Consider the following 24,800-nt stretch of genomic DNA (forward strand, 5'->3'; position numbering starts at 1 on the left):
CTACCGGTCCGTCAGCGTTTCAGGAATAATCCTTGCTTGCTTTTCAAGTGAAGCTGTCGCGACCCACCACCCCGGATCGCGGCATGTGACCTCCCTACCCGGGAATCTCACGCCTCTACCGGAGATACACAATGTCTACCTCACCCGTCACCTTGATGGTCGCCCGCCGCGTGGCACAGGGTCGTTACCATGAAATGATGGCCTGGCTGCACGAAGGCGAACAGTTGGCCACGGATTTCCCGGGGTATCTGGGTTCCGGCGTGCTGGCGCCTCCGCCTGGCGATGATGAATTTCAGATCATTTTCCGCTTTACCGATGAGCACACCATGCACGCCTGGGAGCATTCCGCCTCTCGACGCTCCTGGCTGGTGCGCGGCAGCGGTCTTTTCGCGCAACCCTCGGAACATCGCGTCAGTGGTATTGATGGCTGGTTCGGCGCAATCGATCAGCGCCCGCCACGCTGGAAACAGGCTGTCGCGATCTGGCTGGCGTTTTTTCCCGTGTCACTGATCTTCAATTTCCTGCTTGGCCCGCTGCTCAATCATCTGGATCTGTTGCCGCGCATCATGATCAGTACAGCGGTGCTTACCCCGCTGATGGTCTACCTGTTCATTCCCCTGTCCACGCGCCTGCTTGCCCCTTGGCTGCAAAGCACGCCTGCACCGGCACGCCCGACGCAATCACCTTCCCCTCGCTAGACTCATAAAGACCTGTACACCTTTACACCTCGGTACAGGTCTTGGTCGCGTCCCAGCCCCGCTCGTTCCCTCAGCCTCCACGTGCTCAGCGCCTTCGAGCACTGCCTCGGCGAGTTTCATGATGTCCAGGGTTGTACAAAAAAATTCTCTGGTATAATTTTGCCTGTAAACCGGAAGGAGCAATCGACCGTACAATCCCCGTCCACTGTGGATAACCGATACGTGAGCTGTCGATGACATTATCTTCTGCACCGATTCTGATCACCGGAGCCAGCCAGCGCGTAGGCCTGCATTGCGCCTTGCGACTGCTTGAGCATGGGCATCGGGTTATCATCAGTTATCGCACTGAACACGCAAGCGTGACGGAACTGCGCCAGGCCGGAGCGGTGGCCCTCTACGGCGATTTTTCGTGCGAAACCGGGATCATGGCGTTCATTGATCTACTGAAAACCCAAACTTCAAGCCTGCGTGCCGTTGTACACAATGCATCCGAGTGGCTGGCTGAAACCCCGGGCGAGGAAGCGGATAACTTCACGCGTATGTTCAGCGTACATATGCTGGCACCCTACCTGATCAATCTGCACTGTGAGCCGTTGCTGACCGCCAGTGAAGTCGCTGACATCGTGCATATCAGCGATGACGTGACCCGCAAGGGCAGCAGCAAGCACATCGCGTACTGTGCAACCAAGGCCGGCCTGGAAAGCCTGACGCTGTCCTTCGCTGCCCGGTTCGCCCCTCTTGTCAAAGTCAACGGCATAGCACCGGCGCTGTTGATGTTTCAACCCAAGGACGATGCGGCCTACCGCGCCAACGCCCTGGCCAAATCGGCTTTGGGCATAGAGCCTGGTGCAGAAGTGATCTACCAGAGCCTGCGTTACCTTCTGGACAGCACCTATGTCACCGGCACAACACTGACCGTAAACGGCGGACGGCACGTCAAGTAAGCCGCCCCGAGGAACATTCTGATGAGTTCGTCCCTGCCCCAGCACTATCGAGACATTCTGCTCGGCCTTGGTGAAGATCCAGACCGCGAAGGCCTTCTGGACACCCCGAAACGCGCTTCCAAAGCGATGCAGTATCTGTGTCACGGCTACACCCAGAGCGTCGACGAAATCGTCAATGGCGCCCTGTTCGCATCCGACAATGATGAGATGGTCATTGTCCAGAATATCGAGCTGTATTCACTCTGCGAGCACCACCTGTTGCCATTCATAGGCAAGGCGCATGTGGCTTATATCCCTACCGGCAAAGTGCTGGGCCTGTCGAAGATCGCGCGCATTGTGGACATGTTTGCCCGCCGCCTGCAGATTCAGGAAAATCTGACCAAGCAGATTGCCGATGCCATTCAGCAAGTCACGGGGGCGGCAGGTGTAGCCGTGGTCATCGAGGCAAAGCACATGTGCATGATGATGCGCGGTGTCGAAAAACAGAATTCGACCATGAACACTTCAGTGATGCTGGGGGCCTTCCGTGACTCGAGCACCACCCGCATGGAGTTTCTGCAATTGATCGGACGGAGCAGACAATAATGGCAAGACTCGAACCTGGCACCGCGCGCATCCGGGTCAAGGACCTGCGCCTGCGCACATATATCGGTATCAACGAAGACGAAATCGTCAACAAGCAGGATGTGCTGATCAATCTGACGATTCTCTACGCCGCACAGGAAGCCGTTCGCGACAACGACATCGAGCATGCTCTCAACTATCGCACCATCACCAAGGCCATCATTCAGCATGTCGAGGGCAACCGCTTCGCTCTGCTGGAAAGACTGACACAGGAAGTGCTGGACCTGGTGATGAGCCACAAGGCCGTGACCTACGCAGAAGTGGAAGTCGACAAGCCGCATGCGCTGCGCTTTGCCGAATCGGTATCGATCACGCTCGCCGGTCAACGCTGAAACTCTTATCATGACGCGAACCGTCTATTGAAAAGAGCCCGTCATGACCGAGCAAGAACGCCTCGAACTCGAAGCTGCAGCCTTCCGTCGCCTGGTCGCGCATCTGGACAGCCGCAAGGATGTCCAGAACATCGACCTGATGAACCTGTCCGGTTTCTGCCGTAACTGCCTGTCCAAGTGGTACAAGGCCGCCGCCGATGAAAAGCACATCGACATCAGCCTCGATGATGCTCGCGAGGTGGTTTACGGCATGCCGTACAGCGAGTGGAAAGCCCAATACCAGAAAGAAGCAAACGCCGAACAACAGGCGGCGTTCGCCAAGGAACCCAAACATGACTGATCTGAACTCCCTGCGCACCAGCCTGCGCAGCGGCGAGCATGTGTTCGCTGATACCCTGGCCTTTATCGCAGAAGGTTACGATTATCAGCCTCAGCCGTTCAGAAACGGCGCCGTCGACAATGCTGCCGGGCAAAACGAAGGGTCTTGCAAGACACTAGGCCTGGCATTGCTGGAAGGTTTGAGCGATGAAGAGGCACTGTTGGCATTTGGCGAGCACTACCGCTCGGTGCAAGCCACACCTGAAGGCAGCGACCACGGCAATATCCGTGCGCTGATCGAGTATGGGCTGGCAGGTGTGAAATTCGAAGGCGAGACGCTCAAGCGCAAGGCTTGAGCTGACAGGTTCTCATACCAACGCATTGGCACGAGAACCTGGTTGCAGAGGCCTGGAGGGACGCCAATCAGAACGTGGCGTTTGCCAGACCGTCCAGATAACGCTCGACGTCCAGTGCCGCCATGCAGCCTGCACCAGCCGAGGTGATGGCCTGACGGTATACGTGATCAGCCACATCACCGGCCGCGAATACACCTTCAACGCTGGTAGCAGTCGCATTGCCTTCACGCCCACCGTGCACAACCATGTAGCCATCTTTCAGAGCCAGTTGCCCTTCGAACAGCGAGGTGTTCGGCGTGTGGCCGATGGCGATGAATACGCCGTCGACTTTCAGCTCGTCACTGGTCCCGTCATTGTTCTTCAGACGCGCACCGGTCACGCCCATGTTGTCACCCAATACCTCGTCCAGCGTGGCATTGAGCTTGAGCTCGATCTTGCCTTCGGCGACACGTGCGTGCAGCTTGTCGATCAGGATCTTCTCGGCGCGAAAGGTTTCGCGACGGTGAACCAGAGTCACCTTGCTGGCGATGTTGGCCAGATACAGCGCTTCTTCCACCGCCGTGTTACCGCCACCGACTACCGCGACTTCACGGTTGCGGTAGAAGAAGCCATCGCATGTGGCGCAGGCAGAAACCCCCTTGCCCATGAACGCTTCTTCCGAAGGCAGGCCCAAGTAACGGGCGCTGGCACCGGTGGCGATGATCAGAGCATCGCAGGTGTAAGTTGCGCTATCGCCCTGAAGGCTGAACGGCTTGCCGGCCAGATCAACGGAGTTGATGTGGTCGAAGACGATTTCAGTCTCGAAACGCTCGGCATGCTCACGCATACGCTCCATCAGCGCCGGACCGGTCAGACCGTGCGGGTCGCCAGGCCAGTTATCAACTTCTGTAGTCGTGGTCAATTGGCCGCCAGCCTGCATGCCGGTGATCAGCAGAGGCTTGAGGTTGGCGCGAGCGGCGTAGACCGCAGCGCTGTAACCGGCAGGGCCGGAACCGAGAATGATCACTCGGGAATGACGTACGTCTGACATGACACACTCCTATCGACCGACCGTTTACGCCGCGGTCGGGACGGCTGGATAAAAAGGACCACCGAAACGCTTGGGGAAGCGTCGTTTGGTTCGGCAGGTCCTGAAAATTCTGACCTGAAGGACAGGTCCTAGATTGCCGAACAGCCTATCGGGGCCGCAGAGGTTAAGGAAATATCGTTTCACAATCCACCCTATAGGTCATTTCTATAGCGCGGGCGCTTGAAAGCGGCGCCATCCGGATATTCTTCGTCGCCAAGGATACGCCACAAGTCTGACATGCTCAAAAAACCGTCGGCTCTCCGCTCTTTCATGGCCATCACAAAGCCGGTAAGGTCACGCCTTTCAAGCACCTGGAGACTGCCATGCCCGCGCCCGCCCTTACCGGCCCGCAATACCTCAGAGAGGGACTGAACCTGGTCCTCAGTCCTGGTTTGCGATTGTTCGTCCTGCTGCCCTTGAGCATCAATGTGGTGTTGTTCTGCGGCCTGATCTATCTGGCGGTGCACCAGTTCGAGCTGTGGGTCGACACCTTCATGCCTACGCTCCCTCACTGGCTGAGCTTTCTCAGCTATATCCTCTGGCCGCTGTTCGTGGTGCTGGTCCTGCTGATAGTGTTTTTCACCTTCACCGTGGTCGCCAACATCATCGCCGCGCCCTTTAACGGGTTTCTCTCCGAAAAAGTCGAAGCCGTGGTTCGTGGCGTAGACGATTCACCGGATTTCAGCTGGGCCGAACTGGTGGCCATGGTGCCACGTACCCTGGCCCGCGAAGCCCGCAAGCTGGGCTATATGCTGCCGCGCATGCTGGGGCTGTTCATTCTGTCGTTCATCCCTGTGGCCAACATCATCGCCGCTCCGCTGTGGCTGTTGTTCGGCGTCTGGATGATGGCGATCCAGTACATTGACTACCCGGCCGACAACCACAAACTGGGCTGGAACGAAATGCTCGGCTGGCTGAAAAGCAAGCGCTGGCAAAGCCTGAGCTTCGGCGGCATTGTCTACGTCGCCTTGCTGATCCCGGTGGTCAACCTGCTGATGATGCCCGCCGCAGTGGCCGGTGCGACATTGTTCTGGGTGCGCGAACGCGGGGCGGATGCATTGCCGGTGACGCAGGCACGGGGCTGAACCCCGAAACATTGCCGGGCCGCGCAACACGGCCCGGACTATCTGAAAAAAATCACTCGCTATATATATTTACCGCACAAGGCTCTTTCGACTGAGGCTCAATAGAGCCTCAACCAACCCGTTCATGTGAAGTCTGCTTCCATCGAACATGCGACACATGAACTTAACAAGGAAGTTAAATCATGAATACTCCAGTAAACCCTGCAGCATTTGCCGCTGAAAACGCCACAGTCGAAGAAAAGATTCGTGCGTTTCTGGTCAGTGAACTGGCCGAATGGTCGATCAATCCGGACAACGTCTACATCAACGGCGTAAACAACCCGGAAGAACGTTTGGTCATCAGTTCCAGCTCCCTGACTGCCGAGGCAGCCAACCGTGTTTTCGAGAAAGACGCTCCGTCTTACTCTACTCGCACCGCAGGCTTGTTCACCGTGGCGTATTCGTATGCCGATGAACATCGCCTGGCTGCGCCGGACCTGGCCAAGGTAGGTGAAGTGATCGGCCAACTGGTCAATGACCTGGGCTGATTACTCTGATTGACTGGCTGAGTGACGACAAAGCCTGAAAGAGTGCCGAATAGATAATGGATGATCTGTTCGGCACTTCAATTGGCGTCAGTAGTATCTACGCTGCAGCAGACGCAGAGAGGTAGGTCGGTATACTCATCAACCAGATAGCACACCCGGCAAGAATCCATAGGCCATTGGCCCATGTCAATCTTGAGTTGGTACTTCCATCTGGATCAAGCGCCGCGGCATTCATCTTCGACTGCACCAGCATTAAATTAAATGTTTGCGCAGTGGCCAGCAGAACCGCCCATACCAGCCAGCCGCCGACCGGTTTGAATTGCACATGCCCGGAAACACCTTGCGAAAGCACCATCCCCGCAATAGTCAACGCCAGCAACACCAAGCCGCTAATCGCCCAGTACGCCATGTGACCACGCCCCTGTCGCCGCAGACTTTTGTCCACAGTGCGAAATAGTGGAAAGGCGTAAATAACGGCGAAGATCACACGCGCAGCGGGCCACACCTTACTGCCTGAAAATTTCTTGTTCAGCGACCAGTTTCGATAAAACCAGTGAATCGCGAAAAAGCCCGATGTCAAAAGATACAGAATGAAGAATTTCTTTAGAGACACGACATAAAATTCCGGACCTCTACTGTCCGTTTCATCTTTTTCTAGGCTGGCTTTCGGTGGCGCATACATTAAATCTGACATTTCATATCCCTTTGAAAAGAGAGCGGATGTTATCAGACGAATCAAAACTCTGCAAAAAATATAGCTATAAAGAAGTTTCCTACAAACAAAAACCTCAAGCCTTACAACCATGACCAAACTCGTCTATCTGACAGTCGGCAAGCGGTTGCCGCTAAAAAACAAACGTTGCCAGCGTTTCAAAAAATTTCATGTAGGCCGTCTCTGTCGGCAAAAAAAATAACACCCTGCCCACTCGTCTCAAGCGTGTAGGACCAAACTAATATCTCAATATTGGCATTGCGCTTGCTCTGTTGCGTCTAGACAACAGGAGCCATAGAGCAATGGAAAACATCGTAAATACCGCAACAGTCAAACCCATTAACACCAACCGGCCTGCCGGTCTCGAAACACTCCCGCAATCGCGATCAGGCAGGTTGGCTCAGATATTGAGCCAGAGGGTCGAAGACCTTACAGCGGACGAACCTGCCACTCTAGGCAAACATATCCAGCCCCGCTCGACCTTTTTTATGGAAAACATGAGCCTTGAGCAGCGCAGATCTGTGGTCGACGACCAGGGATTTCTGCCAAAACCTGCAGCCATGGAGCGAATCGCCGATCCTGAAAATCGCCGATTGAGATGAATCGGGGCGGTTGATGTGAAGCCACTTGAAGTTCACACAACCGCCACATAACCGAAATGTAACCAGCCGAAACTGCTCCCATGAGCAAAATTCTTAACGTCACCCTGATTACTGAAACCTTCATTCCCGAGATCAACGGCGTTGCCAATACCCTGGGGCGTCTTTGTGAAGGGTTGCGGTTGCGCGGGCACCGGGTCGAGCTGGTTCGGCCGCGCCAGAATGACGAGACCCATGCAGGTGCCGCAGAAGACCTGTTGCTGTGCCGGGGCTGGCCGATACCGGGCTATCCAGGATTGCAATGGGGTCAGTCTTCGATGCACAAACTGCTGCGCCGCTGGCAGCGGCGTCGACCGGATGTGTTGTACATCGCCACTGAAGGCCCGCTGGGGCTGTCGGCGCTACGGGCAGCGCGGCGTCTGGGTATAGCGGTGATCAGTGGCTTTCACACCAACTTTCCACAGTACACACAGCAATACGGCATGGGTTTTATCACCCGGCTGCTGACCCACTACCTGCGCTGGTTCCACAATCGTTCGCGCATGACGCTGGTGCCGAGCATCAGCCAGAAGATGGAACTGGAGCGGCGCGGCTTTGAAAGAATCGAGTTGTTGTCTCGCGGCGTGGACAGCCAGTTGTTCAACCCGTCCAGACGTTCGCAGACTCTGCGCGAAAGCTGGGGCCTGCAAGCGGGTGATATAGGCGTGATACACGTCGGCCGCCTGGCACCCGAGAAAAACCTGGGCCTGCTCAAAGCCAGCTTCGAAACGCTAAAGAACAGTTACCCGCAACGCAATATCAAACTGATTGTTGTCGGCGATGGGCCTCAGCGCCAGCAGCTTGAGCAGCAGATTCCGGATGCGATCTTCTGCGGCACTCAACGCGGTGAAGTGCTGGCCATGCACTATGCCTCGGCAGATATGTTTCTGTTCCCCAGCCTGACCGAAACGTTCGGCAACGTGGTCCTTGAAGCGCTGGCCTCAGGGCTGGGTGTGGTTGCTTACGACGAAGCCGCTGCCGGGCAGCATATTCGTCATGGCCACAATGGGGCCTTGGCCATGCCGGGTGACGAGGCGGCGTTCATCGACGCAGCACGCTGGTTGCTGGAAGACAGCGAAACGTTGCGCCGGGTGCGCCTCAATGCCCGTCAACACGCCAGTCGCCAGGGCTGGACGGCTATCATCGATCAGTTCGAACGACAACTGCGTGAGGCCTGCCCAAGCGAAAAACCTGTAAATGCCAAAGAGACCAGGCAGGTGGCTACCAAGAAGATCAGACCAGTGTCGTCAGTGCCTCTCGACTGAATGGCAGGATGTCCTGCTCGCGTCCCTCACGCACTTTCAATGCCCAGTCCGGGTCGACCAGCAAGGCACGTCCCACCGCAACCAGATCAAACTCGTCGTTGCCCAGCCGCTTCAGCAGATTTTCCAGGCTGGCCGGCTGTGCGACCTTATCGGTGTTGACCATGAACTGCAGAAACTCACCGTCCAGCCCGACACTGCCGACGGTAATGGTCGGTTTGCCGGTCAGTTTGCGCGTCCAGCCTGCGAGGTTCAGGTCAGAGCCTTCAAACTCGGGTTCCCAGAAACGACGCGTAGAGCAATGGAAGATATCCACTCCGGCGTCAGCCAGCGGTTGCAGGAATTCGCCCAGCGCCTCGGGCGTCTGCACCAGACGTGCGGTGTAATCCTGCTGTTTCCATTGTGAGAAACGGAAGATGATCGGGTAGTCCGCCCCTACCGCGACGCGCACTGCCTTGATCAGCTCGATGGCAAACCGCGAACGGTTGGCCAAGCTGCCACCGTACTCGTCACTGCGCTGATTGCTGCCCTCCCAGAAGAACTGATCAATCAGATAACCGTGGGCCCCATGAATTTCGACACCGTCCATGCCAATCGCCTTGGCATCGACAGCAGCCTGAGCAAAAGCGGCCACAACATCATCAATGTCCTGTTTGCTCATGCCATGCACCAGCACTTGACCATCCTTGACCTTCTCCATCGGCCCATAGGCAGGCACGCTCCCGTCCGGCTCGGTACCGGGACGACGAACCGCACCTACGTGCCAGAGTTGCGGGACGATCTTGCCACCCTCTGCGTGCACCGCCTCAACAACCTTGCGCCAACCCGCCAGTGGCGCATCACCAAAAAACTGCGGAACGTTCGGGTAGCCGTTGGAAGCCTTGTGGTTGACCGTCGTTCCTTCGGTGACAATCAGCCCGACACCTGCCGCCGCGCGACGCCGGTAGTACTCGATCACCTTTGAGTTGGGTACATGTCCCGGCGAGAACGAACGGGTCATGGGTGCCATCACCACCCGCGACGACAATTCCAGGCTGCCCAGACGGAAAGGCGTAAACAAGGCTTCTACCGACATGCGAAACTCCGGAAAAATGGTCGATTGCACTACGGCGACAAACGCCGGATCAGGCGCGCAGAATATCGCTGGGCATCAGCGCTGGCCCAGTACTATTGATTTGGCTGATTTGAGTGCAAAAGCCGCCAAGGCGCAAGACAGCCGGGCAAGCACACGCTAACCCGGTGCTACCTCAACGAGGTGATCAGCTTTGTGCCAAGGCCTTTTCAATGGCCTGAATCACTGCGGGATCATCCGGTGCAGTACGCGGAGAGAAACGCGCGCTCACGCCACCGTTCTTGCCGACCAGAAACTTTTCGAAATTCCAGGTGATATCCCCGGGAAACTCGGCGCCTTCGCCAGCCAGCAGGCGATAAAGCGTATGCCGGTCAGGGCCATTGACGTCGAGTTTTTCACCCAGCGTAAAGGTCACGCCGTAATTGAGTTCGCAAAATTCGGCGATCTCTTTTTCGCTGCCCGGTTCCTGCCCGGCAAACTGGTTGCACGGCAGCCCGAGAATCTCCAGGCCCTTGTCCTTGTATTGCTGATAGAGGTTTTCAAGTGCTGCGTATTGCGGTGTCAGCCCGCATTTGGACGCGACGTTGACCACCAGAACCACTTTGTTCTTGAAACCCGCCATCGGCAGTTCCTGACCACCCAGCGCTTTCAATTTGATGTCGTGAAAAGCACTCATGAGAACCCCTTTTGAAACAAGTAACCCAAAGCCACAACCTGAAAAAAGGCACCGTGACCGCACGCGTAACGAAAGTCGTCATCGCAGAACAGCCAGGGCGCCTTTTCAGTGACCTGAGCTTAGCAGCACAAATCAGTGTTGATGACCGCCTTCACCGTGAACATGGCCGTGAGCCATTTCTTCTTCACTGGCATCGCGGATAGCCACAACCTTTACGTCGAAGTTCAGGCGCTGGCCCGCGAGCGGGTGATTGCCGTCAACAGTAACGTCATCGCCGTCCAGATCGCGGATGGTCACGATCTGCATGCCGCCGTCCGGACCGGATGCGTGGAACTGCATGCCGACTTCGAGTTTGTCGACACCTTCGAACATGCTGGCGCTCAGGGTGCTGACCAGTTCGGCGGAGTATCCACCATAGGCATCTTCCGGCTCGACGGCTACCTTCAGCTCGTCACCGACGTCCTTGCCTTCCAGCGCCTTTTCCAGGCCCGGGATGATGTTGCCTGCACCTTGCAGGTAAACCAGCGGCGCACCACCGGCAGAGCTGTCGATGACCTCACCAGCGTCGTTGGTCAGGGTATAGTCAATGGAGACAGCCTTATTGGCGGCGATCGGCATGGGGACAAGACCTTTTGCTTAAGATTGAAGAACGAGCAAGTTTAACCAAGCAATCGCCCGAAAGCGAACGCAACTCTGACAAACGGCCCAGAATGGAAGGTTCAACTGTTCTCAACTTGCAACAGGATCAAGAAGGGCACTGGATTGCCGTGCTGTCCTGCGGCCACACTCAGCACCTGCGCCATCAGCCGCCATGGCAGTCGCGAGCCTGGGTTCTTGACCCGATAAAACGCCAACAGATGACAGGTCAGGCCTTTCGCTGCGGCTGGTGTGCTAACGCCGCAGATAACGATAGTCTTGCCGCAGAGAAATCGCGTTAGACGATTTCCGGACTTTTTTGGTCAGCAGCTGTTCCCTATGTGCTGCGACCCTTGCACTGCTCAATCGAGAAGCCAGTATGCAGACTTTTTTTATCGCCCCCACTGACTTTGGCGGGGGGTTGACCTCTATCAGCCTGGGCCTGGTGCGCACACTGGAGCGCGCAGGCTTGAAAGTAGGTTTTTTCAAACCGATTGCCCAGCCGCACCCCGGCGATCTGGGCCCCGAGCGCTCGACTGAACTGATGGCCCGCACCCACGGCCTGAAGCCGCCCAAGCCTCTGGGGCTGGCGCATGTCGAGCGCATGCTCGGCGATGGTCAACTGGATGAACTGCTCGAAGAGATCATCAATCTTTATCAACAGGCAGCTGTCGGCAAGGACGTGCTGGTGGTCGAAGGCATGGTCCCGACCCGCAGCGCGAGCTATGCCGCGCGGGTCAATCTGCATCTGGCCAAGAGCCTGGATGCTGACGTCATTCTGGTCTCTGCCCCGGAAAACGAAGTGCTTGCAGAGCTGTCGGGCAGGGTCGAATTGCAGGCCCAGCTGTTTGGTGGCCCCAAGGACCCGAAGGTGCTGGGCGTGATACTCAACAAGGTGCGCACCGAAGAGAGCATGGAAGTCTTCTCTTCTCGCCTGAAAGAGCACTCTCCACTGCTGCGCAGTGGCGATTTCAGACTGCTGGGCTGCATTCCCTATCGTGCTGAACTCAATGCGCCGCGCACTCGTGATGTGGCCGAATTGCTGGGCGCGCAGGTACTCAACGCAGGCGATTACGATCAGCGGCGCATGTCCAGAATCATTATCTGTGCCCGAACGGTGCTCAATACCGTTCCGCTGCTCAAGCCAGGCGTGCTGGTCGTGACGCCGGGCGACCGTGACGACATCATTCTGGCAGTGAGCCTGGCGGCAATAAATGGCGTACCGCTGGCGGGCCTGTTGCTGACCAGCGACACCGTGCCCGACCCGCGCATCATGGAACTGTGCCGAGGTGCATTCCAGGCCGGTCTGCCTGTGCTGTCGGTCAGCAGCGGTTCCTATGACACGGCAAACCGGCTCAATCAGTTAAACAAGGAAATACCCATCGATGACCGCGAGCGCGCGGAAAACATCACCGATTTCGTGGCCGGCCATCTGGACGCCGGCTGGCTGCATCAGCGCTGCGGAACACCCCGCGAGCTGCGCCTGTCGCCTGCCGTGTTTCGCTATCAACTGATCCAGCGAGCGCAGGCAGCCAACAAGCGTATTGTCCTGCCCGAAGGCAACGAACCGCTGACCATTCAGGCGGCGGCCATCTGCCAGGCGCGCGGTATCGCGCGCTGCGTGTTACTGGCCAGACCCGAGGAAGTTCAGGCCGTGGCTCAGGCACACGGTATCGAGCTGCCACCGGGGCTGGAGATTCTTGACCCGGAGCTGATTCGCGAGCGCTATGTTGCGCCGATGGTGGAACTGCGCAAAAACAAAAGCCTGAACGCGCCCATGGCCGAGCAACAGCTCGAAGACCCGGTGGTCATCGGCACCGTAATGCTGGCGCTGGACGAAGTCGACGGTCTGGTATCGGGTGTCATTCACTCCACCGCCAACACCATCCGGCCTGCCCTGCAACTGATCAAGACCGCGCCGGGCTGCACGCTGGTGTCTTCGGTATTTTTCATGCTGTTCCCCGAGCAGGTGCTGATGTACGGCGACTGCATCATGAACCCGCATCCGAGTGCCAGCGAGCTGTCCGAGATCGCCTTGCAAAGCGCCGACTCAGCCACTGCGTTCGGCATTTCGCCACGGGTAGCGATGATCAGCTATTCCAGCGGCAACTCGGCCATCGGCGAAGAAGTGGAGAAGGTCCGCGAAGCAACGCAACTGGCACGAGAAACCCGGCGCGATCTATTGATCGACGGGCCGCTGCAGTATGATGCGGCCGCCAACGAACATGTCGCCCGACAGCTGGCTCCGGACAGCCCGGTGGCAGGACGTGCCAACGTGTTCGTGTTCCCGGACCTCAATACTGGCAATACCACCTACAAGGCGGTGCAACGCAGTGCCGACTGTGTAAGCCTTGGCCCGATGCTGCAAGGCCTGCGCAAGCCGGTGAACGACCTGCCACGTGGCGCACAGGTGGATGACATCGTCTATACCATCGCACTGACGGCGATACAGGCCGACACGCTGTCCTGATGCCTACTCATGATGCCGCAGACCCATCTGCTGCTTCCGACAACTTCCGGAGCATCTCCTTCATGGATTTCCTGCCTGCCCCGTTGCGCGGCGTCATCGCATCGCTGTTATTGGCGCTGAACACCATCGTCTGTTGCTCGGTGCTGTTCGCGGTCACGATCCTCAAGATCTGCCTGCCCTTCTCTGCGGCACAGCGCTTTACCGACTGGCTGATGAGCCACATCCATGAAACCTGGATCGGCAACAACAATGCCTGGATCAAGCAGCTCTGCCACACCCGCTGGCACCTGAGCGGGCTGGAAGGGCTCGATTACAAACACTCGTATCTGGTCACCAGCAATCACCAGAGCTGGGTCGACATCATGGTCTTGCAATACGTGCTCAACCGGCGCATTCGTCCGTTGAAATTCTTCCTCAAGCAGGAGTTGATCTGGGTCCCGATCATCGGTCTGGCGTGGTGGGCGTTGGGTTTTCCGTTCATGAAGCGTTACTCCAAGGCGTACCTTGCGAAACACCCGGAAAAGAAAGGCAAGGACCTGGAAACCACCCGCCGCACCTGCGCGAAGTTTCGTCACAACCCGGTGGGCATCTTCAACTTCGCAGAAGGCACGCGCTTCACCGCTGGTAAGCACGCGCAGCAGAACTCGCCCTTCCGCCACTTGCTCAAACCCAAGGCTGGCGGCATTGCCTTCGTGCTCGATGCGATGGGCGAACAGCTGGAGTCGATCATCAACGTGACCATCCACTATCCGGGCGGGCAACCCGGCTACTGGGACCTGTTGTGCGGCAATGTGAGGGAAGTGGTTGCCTACTTCGAAGAGATCAAAATCCCGCAGCAGTTTCTCGGCAGGAACTACGACCAGGACGGGGAGTACCGCCTGGAATTCCAGCAGTGGATCAATGCGCTATGGGAAGAAAAAGACCGGCTGCTGGACAGCCTGCATGAGCAGTATCCAGCGCAGCATTGATAGTGACTCGTGGGAGCGAGCTTGCTCGCGAAGAGGCCATAAAGGCCGCCGCAAAACTAGCGTTTCAGCCATCGCCTTCGCAAGCAAGCTCGCTCCCACTTTGCCCCGCATTCAACCAACCCGCGACGCAACGTTGTTGATCAGTACTGCTGACCCGGAATCGGCTTGAGGTTGACCTCTACGCGGCGGTTCTGGGCGCGGCCATTGACATCGGCGTTGCTGGCAATCGGTTGGTCGGGGCCCGCGCCGCGCACTGACAGGTGCGATTGATCAACGCCCTGCGAAGTCAGGTAAGTCGCAACGCTTTGTGCGCGCTGCTGCGACAGGTCCATGTTGTGCTGGCGGCTGCCGGTGCTGTCGGTGTAACCGACGATTTCAATGTTGTTCTGGTTGAACTGCTTGAGTGAATTCGCCAGGTTGTTGAGCGGCGAATAGAAGCTGCTGGCGATTGCCGAAGAGTCCGTTGCGAACGTGATGTTACCCGGCATGATCAGTTTGATCTGGTCACCCTGACGCTGCACCTCGACGCCAGTATTGGCCATGCTCGCGCGCAATGCTGCTTCCTGCTTGTCTGCGTAATAGCCATACCCCGCCGATGCAGCGCCCGCAACGGCAGCACCAATCAATGCGCCCTTGCCACGATGATTGTGGTCGATGGCGGCACCTGCTACTGCACCGGCCAATGCGCCGAGTCCGCCGTACTTGGCTGTTTTGCTCATGCCACCGGAGCTTTGCGCCTGGCCTTGATTGTCATAGGGATTGGATGTTGCACAGCCCGACAGCATGGCTACGGCGGTGGCAACAATGATCAAACGACGCGAGGTAAACATTCAGGAGCTCCTGGTTTTGACGAACGCTGGTAACCGGATTAGAGCATGCCAGCTGTCAAAAATTCCTTAACCCCTGCTGAACCGCCCGTATTACGGCGCTTGACGTGTTTTGCTCAGCGTCGTTCCTCACGAATATAAGGCTCGCCCAACGCACCCGGCTGACTGCTGGATTGACGCTTGCCGCTTGCCACCCAGACCATCACCAACAACGTGACCGCGTAGGGCGTCATCAAGACGAAATACTGAGGCAGGCGCACCCCCGTGGCCGCCAATTGCGGAATCAGCGCCTCGATGCCACCGAACAGCAAAGCACCGGCCAACGCACGCCAGGGCGACCAGCGCGCGAAGATCACCAGCGAAACCGCAATCCAGCCGCGTCCGCCTGTCATGTCCGCGATCCACATCTTGGTACTGAGTACGGCAATGAAGCCGCCCGCCAGCCCCATCAATGCAGAACCGGCGACAATTGCCGCCAGGCGGTAACCCAACACAGAAATGCCTGCGGCATCGGCGGCCTGCGGGTTCTCGCCAACCGCCCGCAAACGCAGCCCGGTTCGGGAGCGGTCAAGCAGCCAGACCACCGCAATGAAAATCACCACGTTCAAATACACCAGTGTGTTCTGAACAAACACCCTGCCTACCACCGGCAGCTCGGACAAAGGCCATAGTTCCAACGCCTGCAAGCCGCTGACTGGCCGGTTGGTCCAGCCAAGCAGCGTACCCAGCAGGCCGGTCAAACCCTGACAGAAGAACACCAGCGCCAGGCCGGCAATCACCTGATTGATCCGCAGCACCAAAACCATCAGCGCAAACAGCAACGAAACCAGGCCTGCCGCCACCATCGACGCCAGCAGCGAAAGACCAGGCGAGCCCAGGCTCAACTGCATACCGATGCCCGCCAATGCACCGACCAGCATCAGCCCCTCGACGCCCAGCGCCAGTACACCGCTGCGCTCGATAAGGATCAGGCCCAGTGCGGCCAGAGCAAACGGCACGGCGAAATCCGGTGCGCTGCCCAACCAGTGGGAAATAAGCTCCATCAACGTTCTCCTGCCTGAATGCGACGCAGGCGATGGCGGATGAAAAAGTCCGACGACGCGACGCAGATCACCAGGATTGCCTGGATCAGTTGCACCATCGAAAACGGAATCTGATAGAACACCTGCAGGTTGCGCCCGGCCACGAACAGCATGGCGATCAGCAGCGCGACCACGGTAGCGGCCACCGGGTTATTGCGGGCCAGAAAGGCGATGAGAATCCCGGAAAAACCGTAGCCCTGATAGAACGACTGGGTAAGGCGCCCTTCCTGCCCGGACGTCACAACGAAACCCGCGAGCCCTGCCAATGCACCTGAAAGCAGCACAGTGCCGATAATCATCTTGCGCACCGGCACACCCACAGCCCCGGCGACCTTCGGGTTGGCATCGACGAAGCGCAGGTACAGCCCGGCCCGCGAGACGCCGACAAACCACAGGGTCAGGCCGGTGACCAACAGCGCCAGGGGGATCGCTGCGTTATACCCCGCAAACAGATCAGGCAAACGCTCAAAGCTTTGAAACGCAGGCGAGTAGGGAAAGTTGTCTCGCGGGTCCTTCCAACTGCCATAAACCAGATGCAGAAGGAAGTTGGCGGCGATGTAATTGAGCATCAGGGTCGAGATGATCTCGTTGACCTGCCACTTTAGCTTCAACAGTACCGGCCCCAGGCTCCACAGCAACCCGCAGATCACAGCCGCCGCCATCATCAGCGGCAGGCGCAGAACTTCCGGCCCCACCTGGAACAGCGAAATCGCCGTGGCACCAATAGCTCCCCAGATCATCTGGCCCTCCAGCCCCAGGTTCCAGAAGCGCGCACGAAACGCCATGCACCCGGCCAGGCCGACCATAATCATCGGCGACGCCTGAAACAGCACAGCCTTGAAGTTTTGGGCATCGAACACCGTTTGAACGACGAATTCGTTGAGCAACTCGTCAGCAGGCACCCCGGCAAGAATCAGGATCGTGGTACAGATCGCCAGGCCGACCAGCAACGCCAGGGCTATGATCAGCGCCTGCAAGGGCCAGCCAGTCTGCTGACGAAGTTCCAGCGTGTAGCGGCGCGACAGCAACGGTTGGCGTGCCGGAGCAGTCTGTTGCAATGCAGTTGTGTCACTCATGGCTCACCATCGCTTTGCCGATAGCCTGACGGTCAGCGGGGTAATCGAACTCGGCGACAATACGCCCGCCGTTCATTACGCCGATACGGTCAGCCAGGCTCAATACTTCGTCCAGGTCTTCGCTGATCACCAGCACCGCAGCGCCTGCATCGCGTGCCGCGCGCAGGCGGGCATGCACCGCCTGTGTGGCACGAACGTCCAGGCCACGGCTCGGGCTATGCACCAGCACCAATTGCGGGTCGCGGCTGAATTCACGGGCGATCACCAGTTTCTGTGCGTTGCCGCCCGACAGCAGTGCAGCTTTCTGGTCGAGAGAGCGCACGCCCTGCACATCGAAGTCCGCCACCGCGCGTTGCGCGTCCTGCTTCAGGCGCTTGTAACCCAGACGCCAGAAAGAACCGTATTGCCCGCTATGGATGTTGCCGATGCCGAAGTTCTCGGCCACCGACAGCGACCCGGCCAGCGCCGCGCCGTAGCGGTCCGCCGGGATGGAAGCGATGCGCAGTTGCCGACGCTGATCAGCTGACGCACTGCGCAGGTCGCCAAAAGAGGCCATGTGGATTTCGCCCTCGGTGGCCTGCGGCAGCCCCATCAATGCGTTGGCCAGTTCGGCCTGACCATTACCGCCAACGCCTGCAATACCGTAGATCTGCCCGGCGTGCAGGGTCATGTTCACGCCGTTGAGTGCGCCGTCGACGCTGCGCAAATCGCGTACCTGTAAACGCACCTCACCAGGCATTGCGCAATGATGTTCTGCGACCGGCACCGACTCGCCCACGGTCAGTTGCACCAGTTGCTCGACACTCACCTTCTGCGGGTCAACAGTCTGCACGGTGCGCCCGCCGCGCATCACGGTCACACGGTCGGCATAGCGTTTGACGTCGGCCATCTTGTGCGTCACCAGAATCACCGCAGCGCCCTGCCGCGCAAAGGCCTGAACGGTCAGCAGCAAACGTTCGGCCTCCTGATCGGTCAGGACTGCGGTCGGCTCATCAAGGATCAGAATGCGCGCACCGGCCAGCAGCACCTTGAGAATCTCGACGCGCTGCTGCTCGGCAACCGACAGGCTGTCGACGGTCCGGGCCGGGTCAATCGCAAACCCCAGTTCGTCCGCCTTGCTGACAATCTCTTGCTCCAGCGCACGCAGACGCTTGCGATAGCTGCCTTCGCCCGGTTGCTCGGGCAGTGCCAACAGAATGTTCTGCGCCACTGTAAAGGGCTTCACCAGCTTGAAGTGCTGGTGAACCATGCCAATCCGGTAACGGCTGGCGTCCCTGGGCCCCTGAAGCTGAACCGGGTTGTCGTCCAGCAGCAGCGTGCCGGTTTCCGGTGCGTACAGCCCGGCTGCAATGTTCATCAGCGATGACTTGCCTGCACCGTTCTCGCCCAGCAACGCATGCACTTCGCCCCAACAGGCGGTGAAGTCGGCATCGATCAGCGCCTTGAAGCCATCGAACGATTTACTGATGCCAGTGAGTTGCAGCGCGTTGACCTGACTCATTGCTGAGTCTTCACGCCTTCGACAAACCAGTCCATTTTCCACAGATCCGGGTCAGACAATTGCTGACCGGCCGCAACCCGCTCCTTGCCGTCACGGTCCGCCAGCGGTCCGCTGTAGATGATTTTCCTGCCTGCCAGCAACTCGTCACGCTCGGCCATGATCTTCTTGCGATTGTCTTCCGAAATGATCGGGTCTTTGCTCAGCGTGATATCGGTGCCGCCCTGCTGCATCGACAGCAGTGCACCGTTGGCGGGCGGGGTCCAGTTGCCCGCGATGACCTTTTTGAGCTCTGGCCCCAGGAAGCGGTCCCAGACCCACAACGAGGAACAGACGGTTGCCTTGGGGGCAAACTCGCTCAGATCCCGATGGTGGCCGGTGCCATGAATGCCGCGCTCCTGAGCGACGATCTGCGGTGTCGGGCTGTCGACGTGCTGGCCGACCACATCGACGCCGTTGTCGATCAATGCCATGGTTGCCGCGCGCTCCTTGACCGGGTCATTCCAGGCGCCGGTATAAACCACAGTGACGGTGGCTTTCGGATTGATCTGCCGGGCACCCAGTTCGTAGGCGTTGATGGTCCAGTTGACCTGGCCGAACGGGTTGGCGGCGACGAAGCCCAGCTTGCCGGTTTTCGACGCAGCACCAGCGGCCATGCCGCACAGGTACTGGCTCTCGTAGGTACGGCCATAAAACGATTCGAGGTTCGCCGCGTTGGTGGTGCCCGAGCCGTTCAGGAACGCGACATCAGGATATTTTTTGGCCAGCGCAAGGAAGGTGTCTGAGTAACCGAATGCAGTACCGACGATGATATTGGCTCCGCGCGCGATGAGCCGGTCGACCACTGGGGTAATGGCAGCGGCGTTCTCGGGCACGCTTTCAACGAACTGGATTTTTGTGTCCAGATCCTTCTCAAGCTTCACGCGCGCCTCATCGAATGCCTGAGTCCAGCCGCCATCATTGCGCGGGCTGATGTAGACCATGGCGATTTTCGCAGGTCCCTTCAGGGTCAAGCCCTCGGCCTGAGCGAAGCCAGCGGCCCCGAACGCTACAGCCGCACACAATGTCCCGGGCAACAGTTTCTTGTACATAGACGTTTTCCTGAGGGTAATGGCCGATGAGGGCAGCACGTGGCCGACTCTCAGGCCGTAGCAGCATCCATGCCACTACCGGGAAAACGCTATGGAACAACGGCCTGACTCGATTTCACCGCGCAGAACAGATCAAATGGTCTGAATCAGAGCACTTGGTTTGTGCATGACCTGCATTCGCTGCGCGTCCAGGGTGCGCGTGTCGGGGCCCGCGCAATTTTTCAGGCAGTACGCGGCAGGATGCCGTCCAGGATCATGCTGCGCAGGCTCGCCAGCACTTCTTCGAAAAACACCGGGTCGTCCAGCGTCTTGCCGGTCACGGCCTCGACCTGAGTGCGGAAATCGGCGTAATGCTGAGTGGTCGCCCACAGGGTGAAAATCAGATGGTGCGGGTTGATCGGGGCCAACTGGCCGCTGTCGATCCAGTGCTGAATGACTGCCACCTTGGCCTGCACCGTGTCGCGCAACGGGTGCTGCAACTCGCCCTGAATCAGTGGCGCGCCCTGCATCACTTCCATACAGAACAGCCGTGATTCGGCCGGGTGATCACGGGACATTTCCAGTTTGGCCTTGATGTAGGCGCCGATAGCCTGCACCGGCTCCTTGTCGGCAGTGAAATGCACCAGCGGGCTTAGCCAGACTTCAAGCAACTGACGCAGTACGTTGAGGTACAGATCATCCTTGCTGCTGAAGTAATACAGCAGGTTGGTCTTGGAAACATCCGCCAGGCTCGCGACCTGATCCAGGCTGCTGCCGTGCACGCCATAGCGGGAAAATATCTCCAGCGCCGCATCGAGAATCAGCGTGCGCTTGCCTTCCATCAGGCGCATGCGCCGCTTCAGGGAAGTAGCGCTGGGCTCGCGAGTGGTCTTGACCACGGTTTCGGGCTTGACCTTGCGTCCGCGCTTGCTCGCGGGCTCCGTCACAGGAGGTTTCTTGTTCACGCACATCCATCCAGTGATGCCGAAATGAGCGGGCATCTTAACGGGCGCAGCTGTTTTGTCGATATGGGTTACCCAGCCGGTCGACTCTGCCCCATCTGCGTGCGCCCTGCACAAACCAAGTGCTCTGATTCAGACCAAATGGTCTGCAAAAAATGAGTTTTATTTGTAAGCAATTGAATAAAAACAATAAAAATTTATGGCCCGCTTAATGCAATGGCGAATTAAGAGATGAATCAAGTGCTCTGGCACGCATCGACCAACGCAGAGAGGCCTTATATGGACATCGGTATCTTCATCCCCATCGGCAACAACGGCTGGCTGATTTCCAGCAACGCACCGCAGTACATGCCGACTTTCGAGCTGAACAAACAGATCGTGCAGACGGCCGAGGGCTACGGTTTCGACTTTGCGTTATCGATGATCAAACTGCGCGGCTTCGGCGGCAAGACAGAGTTCTGGGAGCACAACCTGGAGTCCTTCACGCTGATGGCGGGTCTGGCGGCAGTGACCAGCAAGATCCAGCTGTTCGCCACCGTGGCCACGCTGACCATTCCACCTGCCATTGCTGCACGCATGGCCTCGACCATCGATTCGATCTCCAACGGCCGCTTCGGGATCAACCTGGTCACCGGCTGGCAGAAACCCGAATACGAGCAGATGGGCCTGTGGCCCGGCGATGAGTTCTTCCACACCCGCTATGAATACCTGGCTGAATACGCCCAGGTTCTGCGCGACCTGTGGGCCACCGGCAGCAGTGATTTCAAGGGCGAGCATTTCAGCATGCAGGACTGCCGCGTCAGCCCTCGTCCAAAGGCTGACATGAAGCTGATCTGCGCCGGTCAAAGCGAAGCAGGCATGGCTTTCTCAGCACAGTACGCCGATTACAACTTCTGCTTCGGCAAGGGCGTGAACACCCCTACTGCGTTTGCGCCCACCGCACAGAAACTGATCGAAGCCAACGAAAAGACCGGCCGCAACGTTACCTCCTGCGTGCTGTTCATGATCATCGCCGACGATACTGATGAAGGGGCAAGGGCTCGCTGGGAGCACATCAAGGACGGTGCCGACGAAGAGGCCATCGCCTGGTTGAGCGAGAAGGGCTCGGCGGATAAGAGCGCCGGTTCGAACCTGCGGCAGATGGCCGACCCGACCTCGGCGGTCAACATCAACATGGGCACGCTGGTCGGCTCTTGGGCCACTGTGGCGCGAATGCTTGATGAAGTCGCCAGTGTGCCGGGGACTCAGGGCGTGATGCTGACCTTCGATGACTTCGTGAAAGGCGTCGAGGATTTCGGCGAGAAAATCCAGCCGCTGATGACCAGTCGCAAGCACATCGCGCAGCTCAAGGAGGTGGTCTGATGAATGCTTCGGCAACTGTCGCAGGCGTCGACCTGCCGGACGGGCAACCCGCCCGTGTGCTGCCCGCCCGTCCCGAGCCGCTGCGCATTAAACCCGGCGAAACAGCGCTGGTGGTCGTCGACATGCAGAACGCCTACGCATCGCTGGGGGGTTATCTGGACCTTGCCGGGTTCGATGTCAGCAGCACCGGGCCGGTTATCGCCAATATCAACAAGGCCTGTGCCGCAGCGCGTGCAGCAGGCATCCCGGTGATCTTTTTCCAGAATGGCTGGGACCCGGCCTATGTCGAGGCGGGAGGGCCCGGCTCGCCGAACTGGCATAAGTCCAATGCACTGAAAACCATGCGCAAGCGCCCGGAGCTCGAAGGGCAACTGCTGGCCAAAGGCGGATGGGACTATCAACTGGTCGATGAACTAAAGCCACAGCCTGGCGACATTGTGGTGCCGAAAATCCGTTACAGCGGCTTCTTCAATTCCAGCTTCGACAGCGTGTTGCGCAGCCGCGGCATTCGTAACCTGGTGTTCACCGGCATCGCCACCAATGTGTGCGTTGAATCCACCCTGCGTGACGGTTTCCACCTGGAGTACTTCGGCGTAGTGCTGGCCGATGCAACCCATCAGGCAGGCCCCGACTTCGCTCAACAAGCCGCGCTGTTCAACATCGAAACCTTCTTCGGCTGGGTTTCCAGCGTCGATGACTTCTGCACCACTTTCAGCCCTGTCGGGCAACCTTCGTGAGGACATACGCATGACCAAGAAAGCGATTATTCCTGCTGGCACCACCAAGCCCATTGCTCCGTTTGTGCCGGGTTCTATGGCCGATGGCGTGCTCTACGTTTCCGGCACGTTACCGTTCGACAAGGACAACAACGTGGTGCACGTCGGCGATGCGACCGCCCAGACCCGTCATGTGCTGGAAACCATCAAAAGCGTGGTCGAAACCGCTGGAGGGACAATGGACGATGTCACCTTCAACATGATCATGATTCGCGACTGGGCCGATTACGCCAAGGTCAACGAGGTGTACGCCGAATACTTCGCGGGCGAGAAACCGGCCCGTTACTGCATCCAGTGCGGTCTGGTAAAGCCCGAGGCGCTGATCGAAATCGCCAGCATCGCCCACATCGGCTGAGCACTGACTTAAAAACCGACCTGAAGCCCACCCGGAGAACGTGCATGTTTCATGAAATTCATCGATGTCAGCATGCCGATGCGCCTCTGTTGGTGCTCAGTTCCGGGTTGGGCGGATCCAGCCGTTACTGGGCGGATGACCTGGCGGCGCTGACCCGCGACCATGACGTACTGGTCTACGATCACGCCGGGACTGGACGCAGCCCTGCGGATTTGCCGGCAGACTATTCGATCCGCCATATGGCCATGGAATTGCTGACCCTGCTCGACTCGCTCGGTATCCAGCGTTGCCATTTCATGGGCCATGCGCTGGGCGGGCTGGTGGGTCTGGAGCTTGCGCTGTTGCGCCCCGATTTGTTGCAAAGTCAGGTGCTGATCAATGCGTGGAGCAGCCCCAACCCACACAGCGCGCGCTGCTTTTCAGTGCGCAAAAAACTGCTGTTGAACAGCGGGCCGGACGCCTACGTGCAAGCGCAGGCACTGTTTCTGTACCCGGCAGACTGGATCGCCGCCAACGGTGCCCGGCTGGCCGATGACGAGGCCCATGCGCTGGCGCATTTTCCCGACACCGACAACCTGCTGCGACGTATTCATGCACTGCAAACCTTCGACGTGGAGGCCAGTCTGGCTCGTATCCAGACGCCGACCCTGCTGATTGCCAACCGCGACGACATGCTGGTGCCCTGGCAACAATCGCAACATCTGGCCGAGGCACTGCCCAATGCCAGGCTGGTACTGCTGGAATATGGCGGCCACGCCTCGAACATCACCGACCCATTGCCCTTCCAACGCACCCTGCTCGACTTTCTCAACGCACAGACCTGAAAGGACTCATCCCATGCATGCCGACTCTGAAGCCCTTGCCACCCTCCCCGCTGACCCGGTCAGCCAGCTGGCGTTTCGCGATGCAATGTCCAGCCTCGCCGCAGCCGTCAACGTCATCACCACCGATGGCCCCGGCGGCCGCGCCGGTTTTACTGCGACAGCGGTCTGCAGCGTGACCGATCAGCCTCCCACGCTACTGGTTTGTATCAATCGCAGCGCCTCGGTGTATGAAACCTTCATCGAGAACGGCCTGTTATGCGTCAACACACTGGGCAACGGTCAGCAGGACTTGTCCAACCTGTTCGGTGGCAAGCGCTCACAGCAGGAGCGTTTTGACGGTGGCCAGTGGGAAAGCGGGGTGACGGGTGCGCCGATATTGAACAGCGCCAAACTGGCCCTCGACTGCAAGGTGACCCAATCCGTCAGCGTCGGCACACATGACATTCTCTTTTGCCAAGTGCTGGATATAAGGGATCAGGGTGAGTCAGACGCCTTGGTGTACTTTGCCCGTCAGTATCATCACTTGCCAGGTGCGGCACCGGCTGCCTGAAAATACTTTTCAGCACTTGAACGCGTCAGGA

At 58.4% G+C, this 24,800-nt stretch carries 29 protein-coding genes; 18 read left to right on the forward strand and 11 right to left on the reverse strand.

From position 1 onward, the window contains the following. Window positions 1-131: 131 nt before the first annotated feature. The 6 genes from LJU29_RS21740 (at window position 132) to LJU29_RS21765 (ending at window position 3,272) form a co-directional block, all read left to right on the forward strand. Window positions 132-698, forward strand: coding sequence for a putative antibiotic biosynthesis monooxygenase (locus tag LJU29_RS21740; RefSeq protein WP_003346204.1), 567 nt, complete (start codon window positions 132-134; stop codon window positions 696-698). Window positions 699-931: 233 nt separating this feature from the next. Further along, on the forward strand, window positions 932-1,642 hold the full coding sequence (gene folM, locus LJU29_RS21745) for a dihydromonapterin reductase (protein ID WP_002552216.1): 711 nt from the start codon (window positions 932-934) through the stop codon (window positions 1,640-1,642). A gap of 21 nt (window positions 1,643-1,663) precedes the next feature. After that, window positions 1,664-2,227, forward strand: coding sequence for a GTP cyclohydrolase I FolE (folE, locus tag LJU29_RS21750; RefSeq protein ID WP_004659974.1), 564 nt, complete (start codon window positions 1,664-1,666; stop codon window positions 2,225-2,227). Then, window positions 2,227-2,598 (forward strand): dihydroneopterin triphosphate 2'-epimerase, encoded by a 372-nt coding sequence (gene folX / locus LJU29_RS21755; protein ID WP_002552214.1) that lies wholly within the window; start codon window positions 2,227-2,229, stop codon window positions 2,596-2,598. The genes folE and folX overlap by 1 nt, the downstream gene beginning before the upstream one ends. A 43-nt stretch (window positions 2,599-2,641) precedes the next feature. Further along, complete coding sequence (locus tag LJU29_RS21760) at window positions 2,642-2,938, forward strand: DUF1244 domain-containing protein (RefSeq protein ID WP_002552213.1); 297 nt, start codon at window positions 2,642-2,644, stop codon at window positions 2,936-2,938. After that, a complete protein-coding gene (locus LJU29_RS21765; RefSeq protein ID WP_054077830.1) occupies window positions 2,931-3,272 on the forward strand; it encodes a HopJ type III effector protein in 342 nt (113 codons plus the stop codon). The genes LJU29_RS21760 and LJU29_RS21765 overlap by 8 nt, the downstream gene beginning before the upstream one ends. Window positions 3,273-3,339: 67 nt before the next feature. Here the strand turns inward: LJU29_RS21765 and trxB are convergent, their stop codons facing one another. Then, entirely contained in the window at window positions 3,340-4,302 is a 963-nt protein-coding gene (gene trxB / locus LJU29_RS21770) for a thioredoxin-disulfide reductase (protein WP_004659967.1), read from the reverse strand. A 362-nt stretch (window positions 4,303-4,664) separates the two neighbouring features. Between trxB and cysZ the strand changes: the two genes are divergently transcribed. Together cysZ and LJU29_RS21780 are read left to right on the forward strand one after the other, a co-directional pair. Further along, window positions 4,665-5,426 carry a sulfate transporter CysZ gene (gene cysZ, locus LJU29_RS21775; protein WP_257111187.1) on the forward strand — a complete coding sequence of 254 codons (762 nt, stop codon included), beginning with the start codon at window positions 4,665-4,667 and terminating at the stop codon, window positions 5,424-5,426. Between the two features lie 182 nt (window positions 5,427-5,608). Continuing rightward, window positions 5,609-5,953, forward strand: coding sequence for a hypothetical protein (locus LJU29_RS21780; RefSeq protein WP_004659963.1), 345 nt, complete (start codon window positions 5,609-5,611; stop codon window positions 5,951-5,953). Window positions 5,954-6,050: 97 nt separating this feature from the next. Here LJU29_RS21780 and LJU29_RS21785 read toward each other — a convergent pair whose 3' ends face one another. Continuing rightward, window positions 6,051-6,647, reverse strand: coding sequence for a hypothetical protein (locus tag LJU29_RS21785; RefSeq protein WP_057401707.1), 597 nt, complete (start codon window positions 6,645-6,647; stop codon window positions 6,051-6,053). 320 nt (window positions 6,648-6,967) lie between these two features. On the opposite strand from LJU29_RS21785, the gene LJU29_RS21790 reads away from it, so the two are divergent. Both LJU29_RS21790 and LJU29_RS21795 read left to right on the forward strand, forming a co-directional pair. Continuing rightward, entirely contained in the window at window positions 6,968-7,267 is a 300-nt protein-coding gene (locus LJU29_RS21790; RefSeq protein WP_257111188.1) for a hypothetical protein, read from the forward strand. 80 nt (window positions 7,268-7,347) lie between these two features. Then, window positions 7,348-8,568 carry a glycosyltransferase family 4 protein gene (locus LJU29_RS21795; protein ID WP_057454640.1) on the forward strand — a complete coding sequence of 407 codons (1,221 nt, stop codon included), beginning with the start codon at window positions 7,348-7,350 and terminating at the stop codon, window positions 8,566-8,568. On the opposite strand, the gene LJU29_RS21800 is transcribed toward LJU29_RS21795, so the two are convergent. From LJU29_RS21800 to LJU29_RS21810, 3 genes are all read right to left on the reverse strand, one after another. Further along, window positions 8,537-9,640, reverse strand: coding sequence for an NADH:flavin oxidoreductase (locus LJU29_RS21800; protein ID WP_057454641.1), 1,104 nt, complete (start codon window positions 9,638-9,640; stop codon window positions 8,537-8,539). The two genes, LJU29_RS21795 and LJU29_RS21800, sit on opposite strands and share 32 nt — an antisense overlap. A 184-nt stretch (window positions 9,641-9,824) precedes the next feature. Continuing rightward, window positions 9,825-10,313 (reverse strand): glutathione peroxidase, encoded by a 489-nt coding sequence (locus LJU29_RS21805; protein WP_044344707.1) that lies wholly within the window; start codon window positions 10,311-10,313, stop codon window positions 9,825-9,827. 132 nt (window positions 10,314-10,445) lie between these two features. Next, window positions 10,446-10,931, reverse strand: a complete 486-nt coding sequence (locus LJU29_RS21810; protein WP_257111189.1) for an FKBP-type peptidyl-prolyl cis-trans isomerase — start codon at window positions 10,929-10,931, stop codon at window positions 10,446-10,448. 14 nt (window positions 10,932-10,945) lie between these two features. Here LJU29_RS21810 and LJU29_RS21815 point away from each other — a divergent pair, with 14 nt between their 5' ends. The 3 genes from LJU29_RS21815 to yihG all read left to right on the forward strand — a co-directional run bounded on the left by LJU29_RS21815 (window position 10,946) and on the right by yihG (window position 14,387). Next, window positions 10,946-11,251: a DUF3565 domain-containing protein gene (locus LJU29_RS21815; RefSeq protein WP_005752975.1), complete on the forward strand. Its 306-nt coding sequence runs from the start codon at window positions 10,946-10,948 to the stop codon at window positions 11,249-11,251. A 77-nt stretch (window positions 11,252-11,328) separates the two neighbouring features. Next, window positions 11,329-13,419, forward strand: coding sequence for a phosphate acetyltransferase (gene pta / locus LJU29_RS21820; RefSeq protein WP_257111190.1), 2,091 nt, complete (start codon window positions 11,329-11,331; stop codon window positions 13,417-13,419). 62 nt (window positions 13,420-13,481) lie between these two features. After that, a complete protein-coding gene (gene yihG / locus LJU29_RS21825; protein WP_057454643.1) occupies window positions 13,482-14,387 on the forward strand; it encodes a 1-acylglycerol-3-phosphate O-acyltransferase, YihG family in 906 nt (301 codons plus the stop codon). Window positions 14,388-14,527: 140 nt separating this feature from the next. On the opposite strand, the gene LJU29_RS21830 is transcribed toward yihG, so the two are convergent. The 6 genes from LJU29_RS21830 to rutR form a co-directional block, all read right to left on the reverse strand. After that, a complete protein-coding gene (locus LJU29_RS21830; RefSeq protein ID WP_005733218.1) occupies window positions 14,528-15,217 on the reverse strand; it encodes a YiaD family glycine zipper/OmpA-like lipoprotein in 690 nt (229 codons plus the stop codon). A 113-nt stretch (window positions 15,218-15,330) separates the two neighbouring features. Continuing rightward, window positions 15,331-16,257: an ABC transporter permease gene (locus tag LJU29_RS21835; RefSeq protein WP_060407030.1), complete on the reverse strand. Its 927-nt coding sequence runs from the start codon at window positions 16,255-16,257 to the stop codon at window positions 15,331-15,333. After that, window positions 16,257-17,372, reverse strand: coding sequence for an ABC transporter permease (locus LJU29_RS21840; RefSeq protein ID WP_005746191.1), 1,116 nt, complete (start codon window positions 17,370-17,372; stop codon window positions 16,257-16,259). Before LJU29_RS21840 ends, LJU29_RS21835 begins: the two co-directional genes overlap by 1 nt. After that, window positions 17,365-18,873 (reverse strand): ABC transporter ATP-binding protein, encoded by a 1,509-nt coding sequence (locus tag LJU29_RS21845; protein ID WP_054995240.1) that lies wholly within the window; start codon window positions 18,871-18,873, stop codon window positions 17,365-17,367. Before LJU29_RS21845 ends, LJU29_RS21840 begins: the two co-directional genes overlap by 8 nt. After that, entirely contained in the window at window positions 18,870-19,961 is a 1,092-nt protein-coding gene (locus tag LJU29_RS21850; RefSeq protein ID WP_004659938.1) for a BMP family ABC transporter substrate-binding protein, read from the reverse strand. The genes LJU29_RS21845 and LJU29_RS21850 overlap by 4 nt, the downstream gene beginning before the upstream one ends. Window positions 19,962-20,182: 221 nt before the next feature. After that, on the reverse strand, window positions 20,183-20,911 hold the full coding sequence (gene rutR, locus LJU29_RS21855) for a pyrimidine utilization regulatory protein R (protein WP_005752985.1): 729 nt from the start codon (window positions 20,909-20,911) through the stop codon (window positions 20,183-20,185). Window positions 20,912-21,181: 270 nt separating this feature from the next. On the opposite strand from rutR, the gene rutA reads away from it, so the two are divergent. The 5 genes from rutA to rutF are packed head-to-tail and all read left to right on the forward strand — an operon-like array spanning window position 21,182 to window position 24,769. Beyond that, on the forward strand, window positions 21,182-22,264 hold the full coding sequence (gene rutA, locus LJU29_RS21860) for a pyrimidine utilization protein A (RefSeq protein WP_122322133.1): 1,083 nt from the start codon (window positions 21,182-21,184) through the stop codon (window positions 22,262-22,264). After that, window positions 22,264-23,001: a pyrimidine utilization protein B gene (gene rutB, locus LJU29_RS21865; RefSeq protein WP_257111191.1), complete on the forward strand. Its 738-nt coding sequence runs from the start codon at window positions 22,264-22,266 to the stop codon at window positions 22,999-23,001. Before rutA ends, rutB begins: the two co-directional genes overlap by 1 nt. A gap of 10 nt (window positions 23,002-23,011) precedes the next feature. Further along, window positions 23,012-23,395: a pyrimidine utilization protein C gene (gene rutC / locus LJU29_RS21870; protein WP_002552194.1), complete on the forward strand. Its 384-nt coding sequence runs from the start codon at window positions 23,012-23,014 to the stop codon at window positions 23,393-23,395. A gap of 44 nt (window positions 23,396-23,439) precedes the next feature. Further along, window positions 23,440-24,219, forward strand: a complete 780-nt coding sequence (gene rutD / locus LJU29_RS21875) for a pyrimidine utilization protein D (RefSeq protein WP_054076949.1) — start codon at window positions 23,440-23,442, stop codon at window positions 24,217-24,219. A gap of 13 nt (window positions 24,220-24,232) precedes the next feature. Beyond that, window positions 24,233-24,769, forward strand: a complete 537-nt coding sequence (gene rutF, locus LJU29_RS21880; RefSeq protein ID WP_011167871.1) for an NADH-dependent FMN reductase RutF — start codon at window positions 24,233-24,235, stop codon at window positions 24,767-24,769. The last annotated feature ends 31 nt before the right edge of the window (window positions 24,770-24,800 follow it).

This window comes from Pseudomonas ficuserectae, assembly GCF_024584585.1.
In the GTDB taxonomy this organism is placed as follows: Bacteria; Pseudomonadota; Gammaproteobacteria; order Pseudomonadales; family Pseudomonadaceae; genus Aquipseudomonas; species Aquipseudomonas amygdali.

Bases quoted from the DNA above. Each gene is read 5' to 3' on its own strand.
- yihG (WP_057454643.1), top strand. From the start codon at position 13,482: ATGGATTTCCTGCCTGCCCCGTTGCGCGGCGTCATCGCATCGCTGTTA.
- trxB (WP_004659967.1), bottom strand. From the start codon at position 4,302: ATGTCAGACGTACGTCATTCCCGAGTGATCATTCTCGGTTCCGGCCCT.
- rutD (WP_054076949.1), top strand. From the start codon at position 23,440: ATGTTTCATGAAATTCATCGATGTCAGCATGCCGATGCGCCTCTGTTG.
- LJU29_RS21740 (WP_003346204.1), top strand. From the start codon at position 132: ATGTCTACCTCACCCGTCACCTTGATGGTCGCCCGCCGCGTGGCACAG.
- rutR (WP_005752985.1), bottom strand. From the start codon at position 20,911: ATGTGCGTGAACAAGAAACCTCCTGTGACGGAGCCCGCGAGCAAGCGC.
- LJU29_RS21835 (WP_060407030.1), bottom strand. From the start codon at position 16,257: ATGGAGCTTATTTCCCACTGGTTGGGCAGCGCACCGGATTTCGCCGTG.
- LJU29_RS21785 (WP_057401707.1), bottom strand. From the start codon at position 6,647: ATGTCAGATTTAATGTATGCGCCACCGAAAGCCAGCCTAGAAAAAGAT.
- cysZ (WP_257111187.1), top strand. From the start codon at position 4,665: ATGCCCGCGCCCGCCCTTACCGGCCCGCAATACCTCAGAGAGGGACTG.
- rutC (WP_002552194.1), top strand. From the start codon at position 23,012: ATGACCAAGAAAGCGATTATTCCTGCTGGCACCACCAAGCCCATTGCT.
- rutF (WP_011167871.1), top strand. From the start codon at position 24,233: ATGCATGCCGACTCTGAAGCCCTTGCCACCCTCCCCGCTGACCCGGTC.
- LJU29_RS21850 (WP_004659938.1), bottom strand. From the start codon at position 19,961: ATGTACAAGAAACTGTTGCCCGGGACATTGTGTGCGGCTGTAGCGTTC.
- pta (WP_257111190.1), top strand. From the start codon at position 11,329: ATGCAGACTTTTTTTATCGCCCCCACTGACTTTGGCGGGGGGTTGACC.
- rutA (WP_122322133.1), top strand. From the start codon at position 21,182: ATGGACATCGGTATCTTCATCCCCATCGGCAACAACGGCTGGCTGATT.
- LJU29_RS21845 (WP_054995240.1), bottom strand. From the start codon at position 18,873: ATGAGTCAGGTCAACGCGCTGCAACTCACTGGCATCAGTAAATCGTTC.
- LJU29_RS21795 (WP_057454640.1), top strand. From the start codon at position 7,348: ATGAGCAAAATTCTTAACGTCACCCTGATTACTGAAACCTTCATTCCC.
- LJU29_RS21760 (WP_002552213.1), top strand. From the start codon at position 2,642: ATGACCGAGCAAGAACGCCTCGAACTCGAAGCTGCAGCCTTCCGTCGC.
- LJU29_RS21780 (WP_004659963.1), top strand. From the start codon at position 5,609: ATGAATACTCCAGTAAACCCTGCAGCATTTGCCGCTGAAAACGCCACA.
- LJU29_RS21840 (WP_005746191.1), bottom strand. From the start codon at position 17,372: ATGAGTGACACAACTGCATTGCAACAGACTGCTCCGGCACGCCAACCG.
- LJU29_RS21790 (WP_257111188.1), top strand. From the start codon at position 6,968: ATGGAAAACATCGTAAATACCGCAACAGTCAAACCCATTAACACCAAC.
- LJU29_RS21765 (WP_054077830.1), top strand. From the start codon at position 2,931: ATGACTGATCTGAACTCCCTGCGCACCAGCCTGCGCAGCGGCGAGCAT.
- LJU29_RS21805 (WP_044344707.1), bottom strand. From the start codon at position 10,313: ATGAGTGCTTTTCACGACATCAAATTGAAAGCGCTGGGTGGTCAGGAA.
- LJU29_RS21830 (WP_005733218.1), bottom strand. From the start codon at position 15,217: ATGTTTACCTCGCGTCGTTTGATCATTGTTGCCACCGCCGTAGCCATG.
- folX (WP_002552214.1), top strand. From the start codon at position 2,227: ATGGCAAGACTCGAACCTGGCACCGCGCGCATCCGGGTCAAGGACCTG.
- LJU29_RS21800 (WP_057454641.1), bottom strand. From the start codon at position 9,640: ATGTCGGTAGAAGCCTTGTTTACGCCTTTCCGTCTGGGCAGCCTGGAA.
- folM (WP_002552216.1), top strand. From the start codon at position 932: ATGACATTATCTTCTGCACCGATTCTGATCACCGGAGCCAGCCAGCGC.
- folE (WP_004659974.1), top strand. From the start codon at position 1,664: ATGAGTTCGTCCCTGCCCCAGCACTATCGAGACATTCTGCTCGGCCTT.
- LJU29_RS21810 (WP_257111189.1), bottom strand. From the start codon at position 10,931: ATGCCGATCGCCGCCAATAAGGCTGTCTCCATTGACTATACCCTGACC.
- rutB (WP_257111191.1), top strand. From the start codon at position 22,264: ATGAATGCTTCGGCAACTGTCGCAGGCGTCGACCTGCCGGACGGGCAA.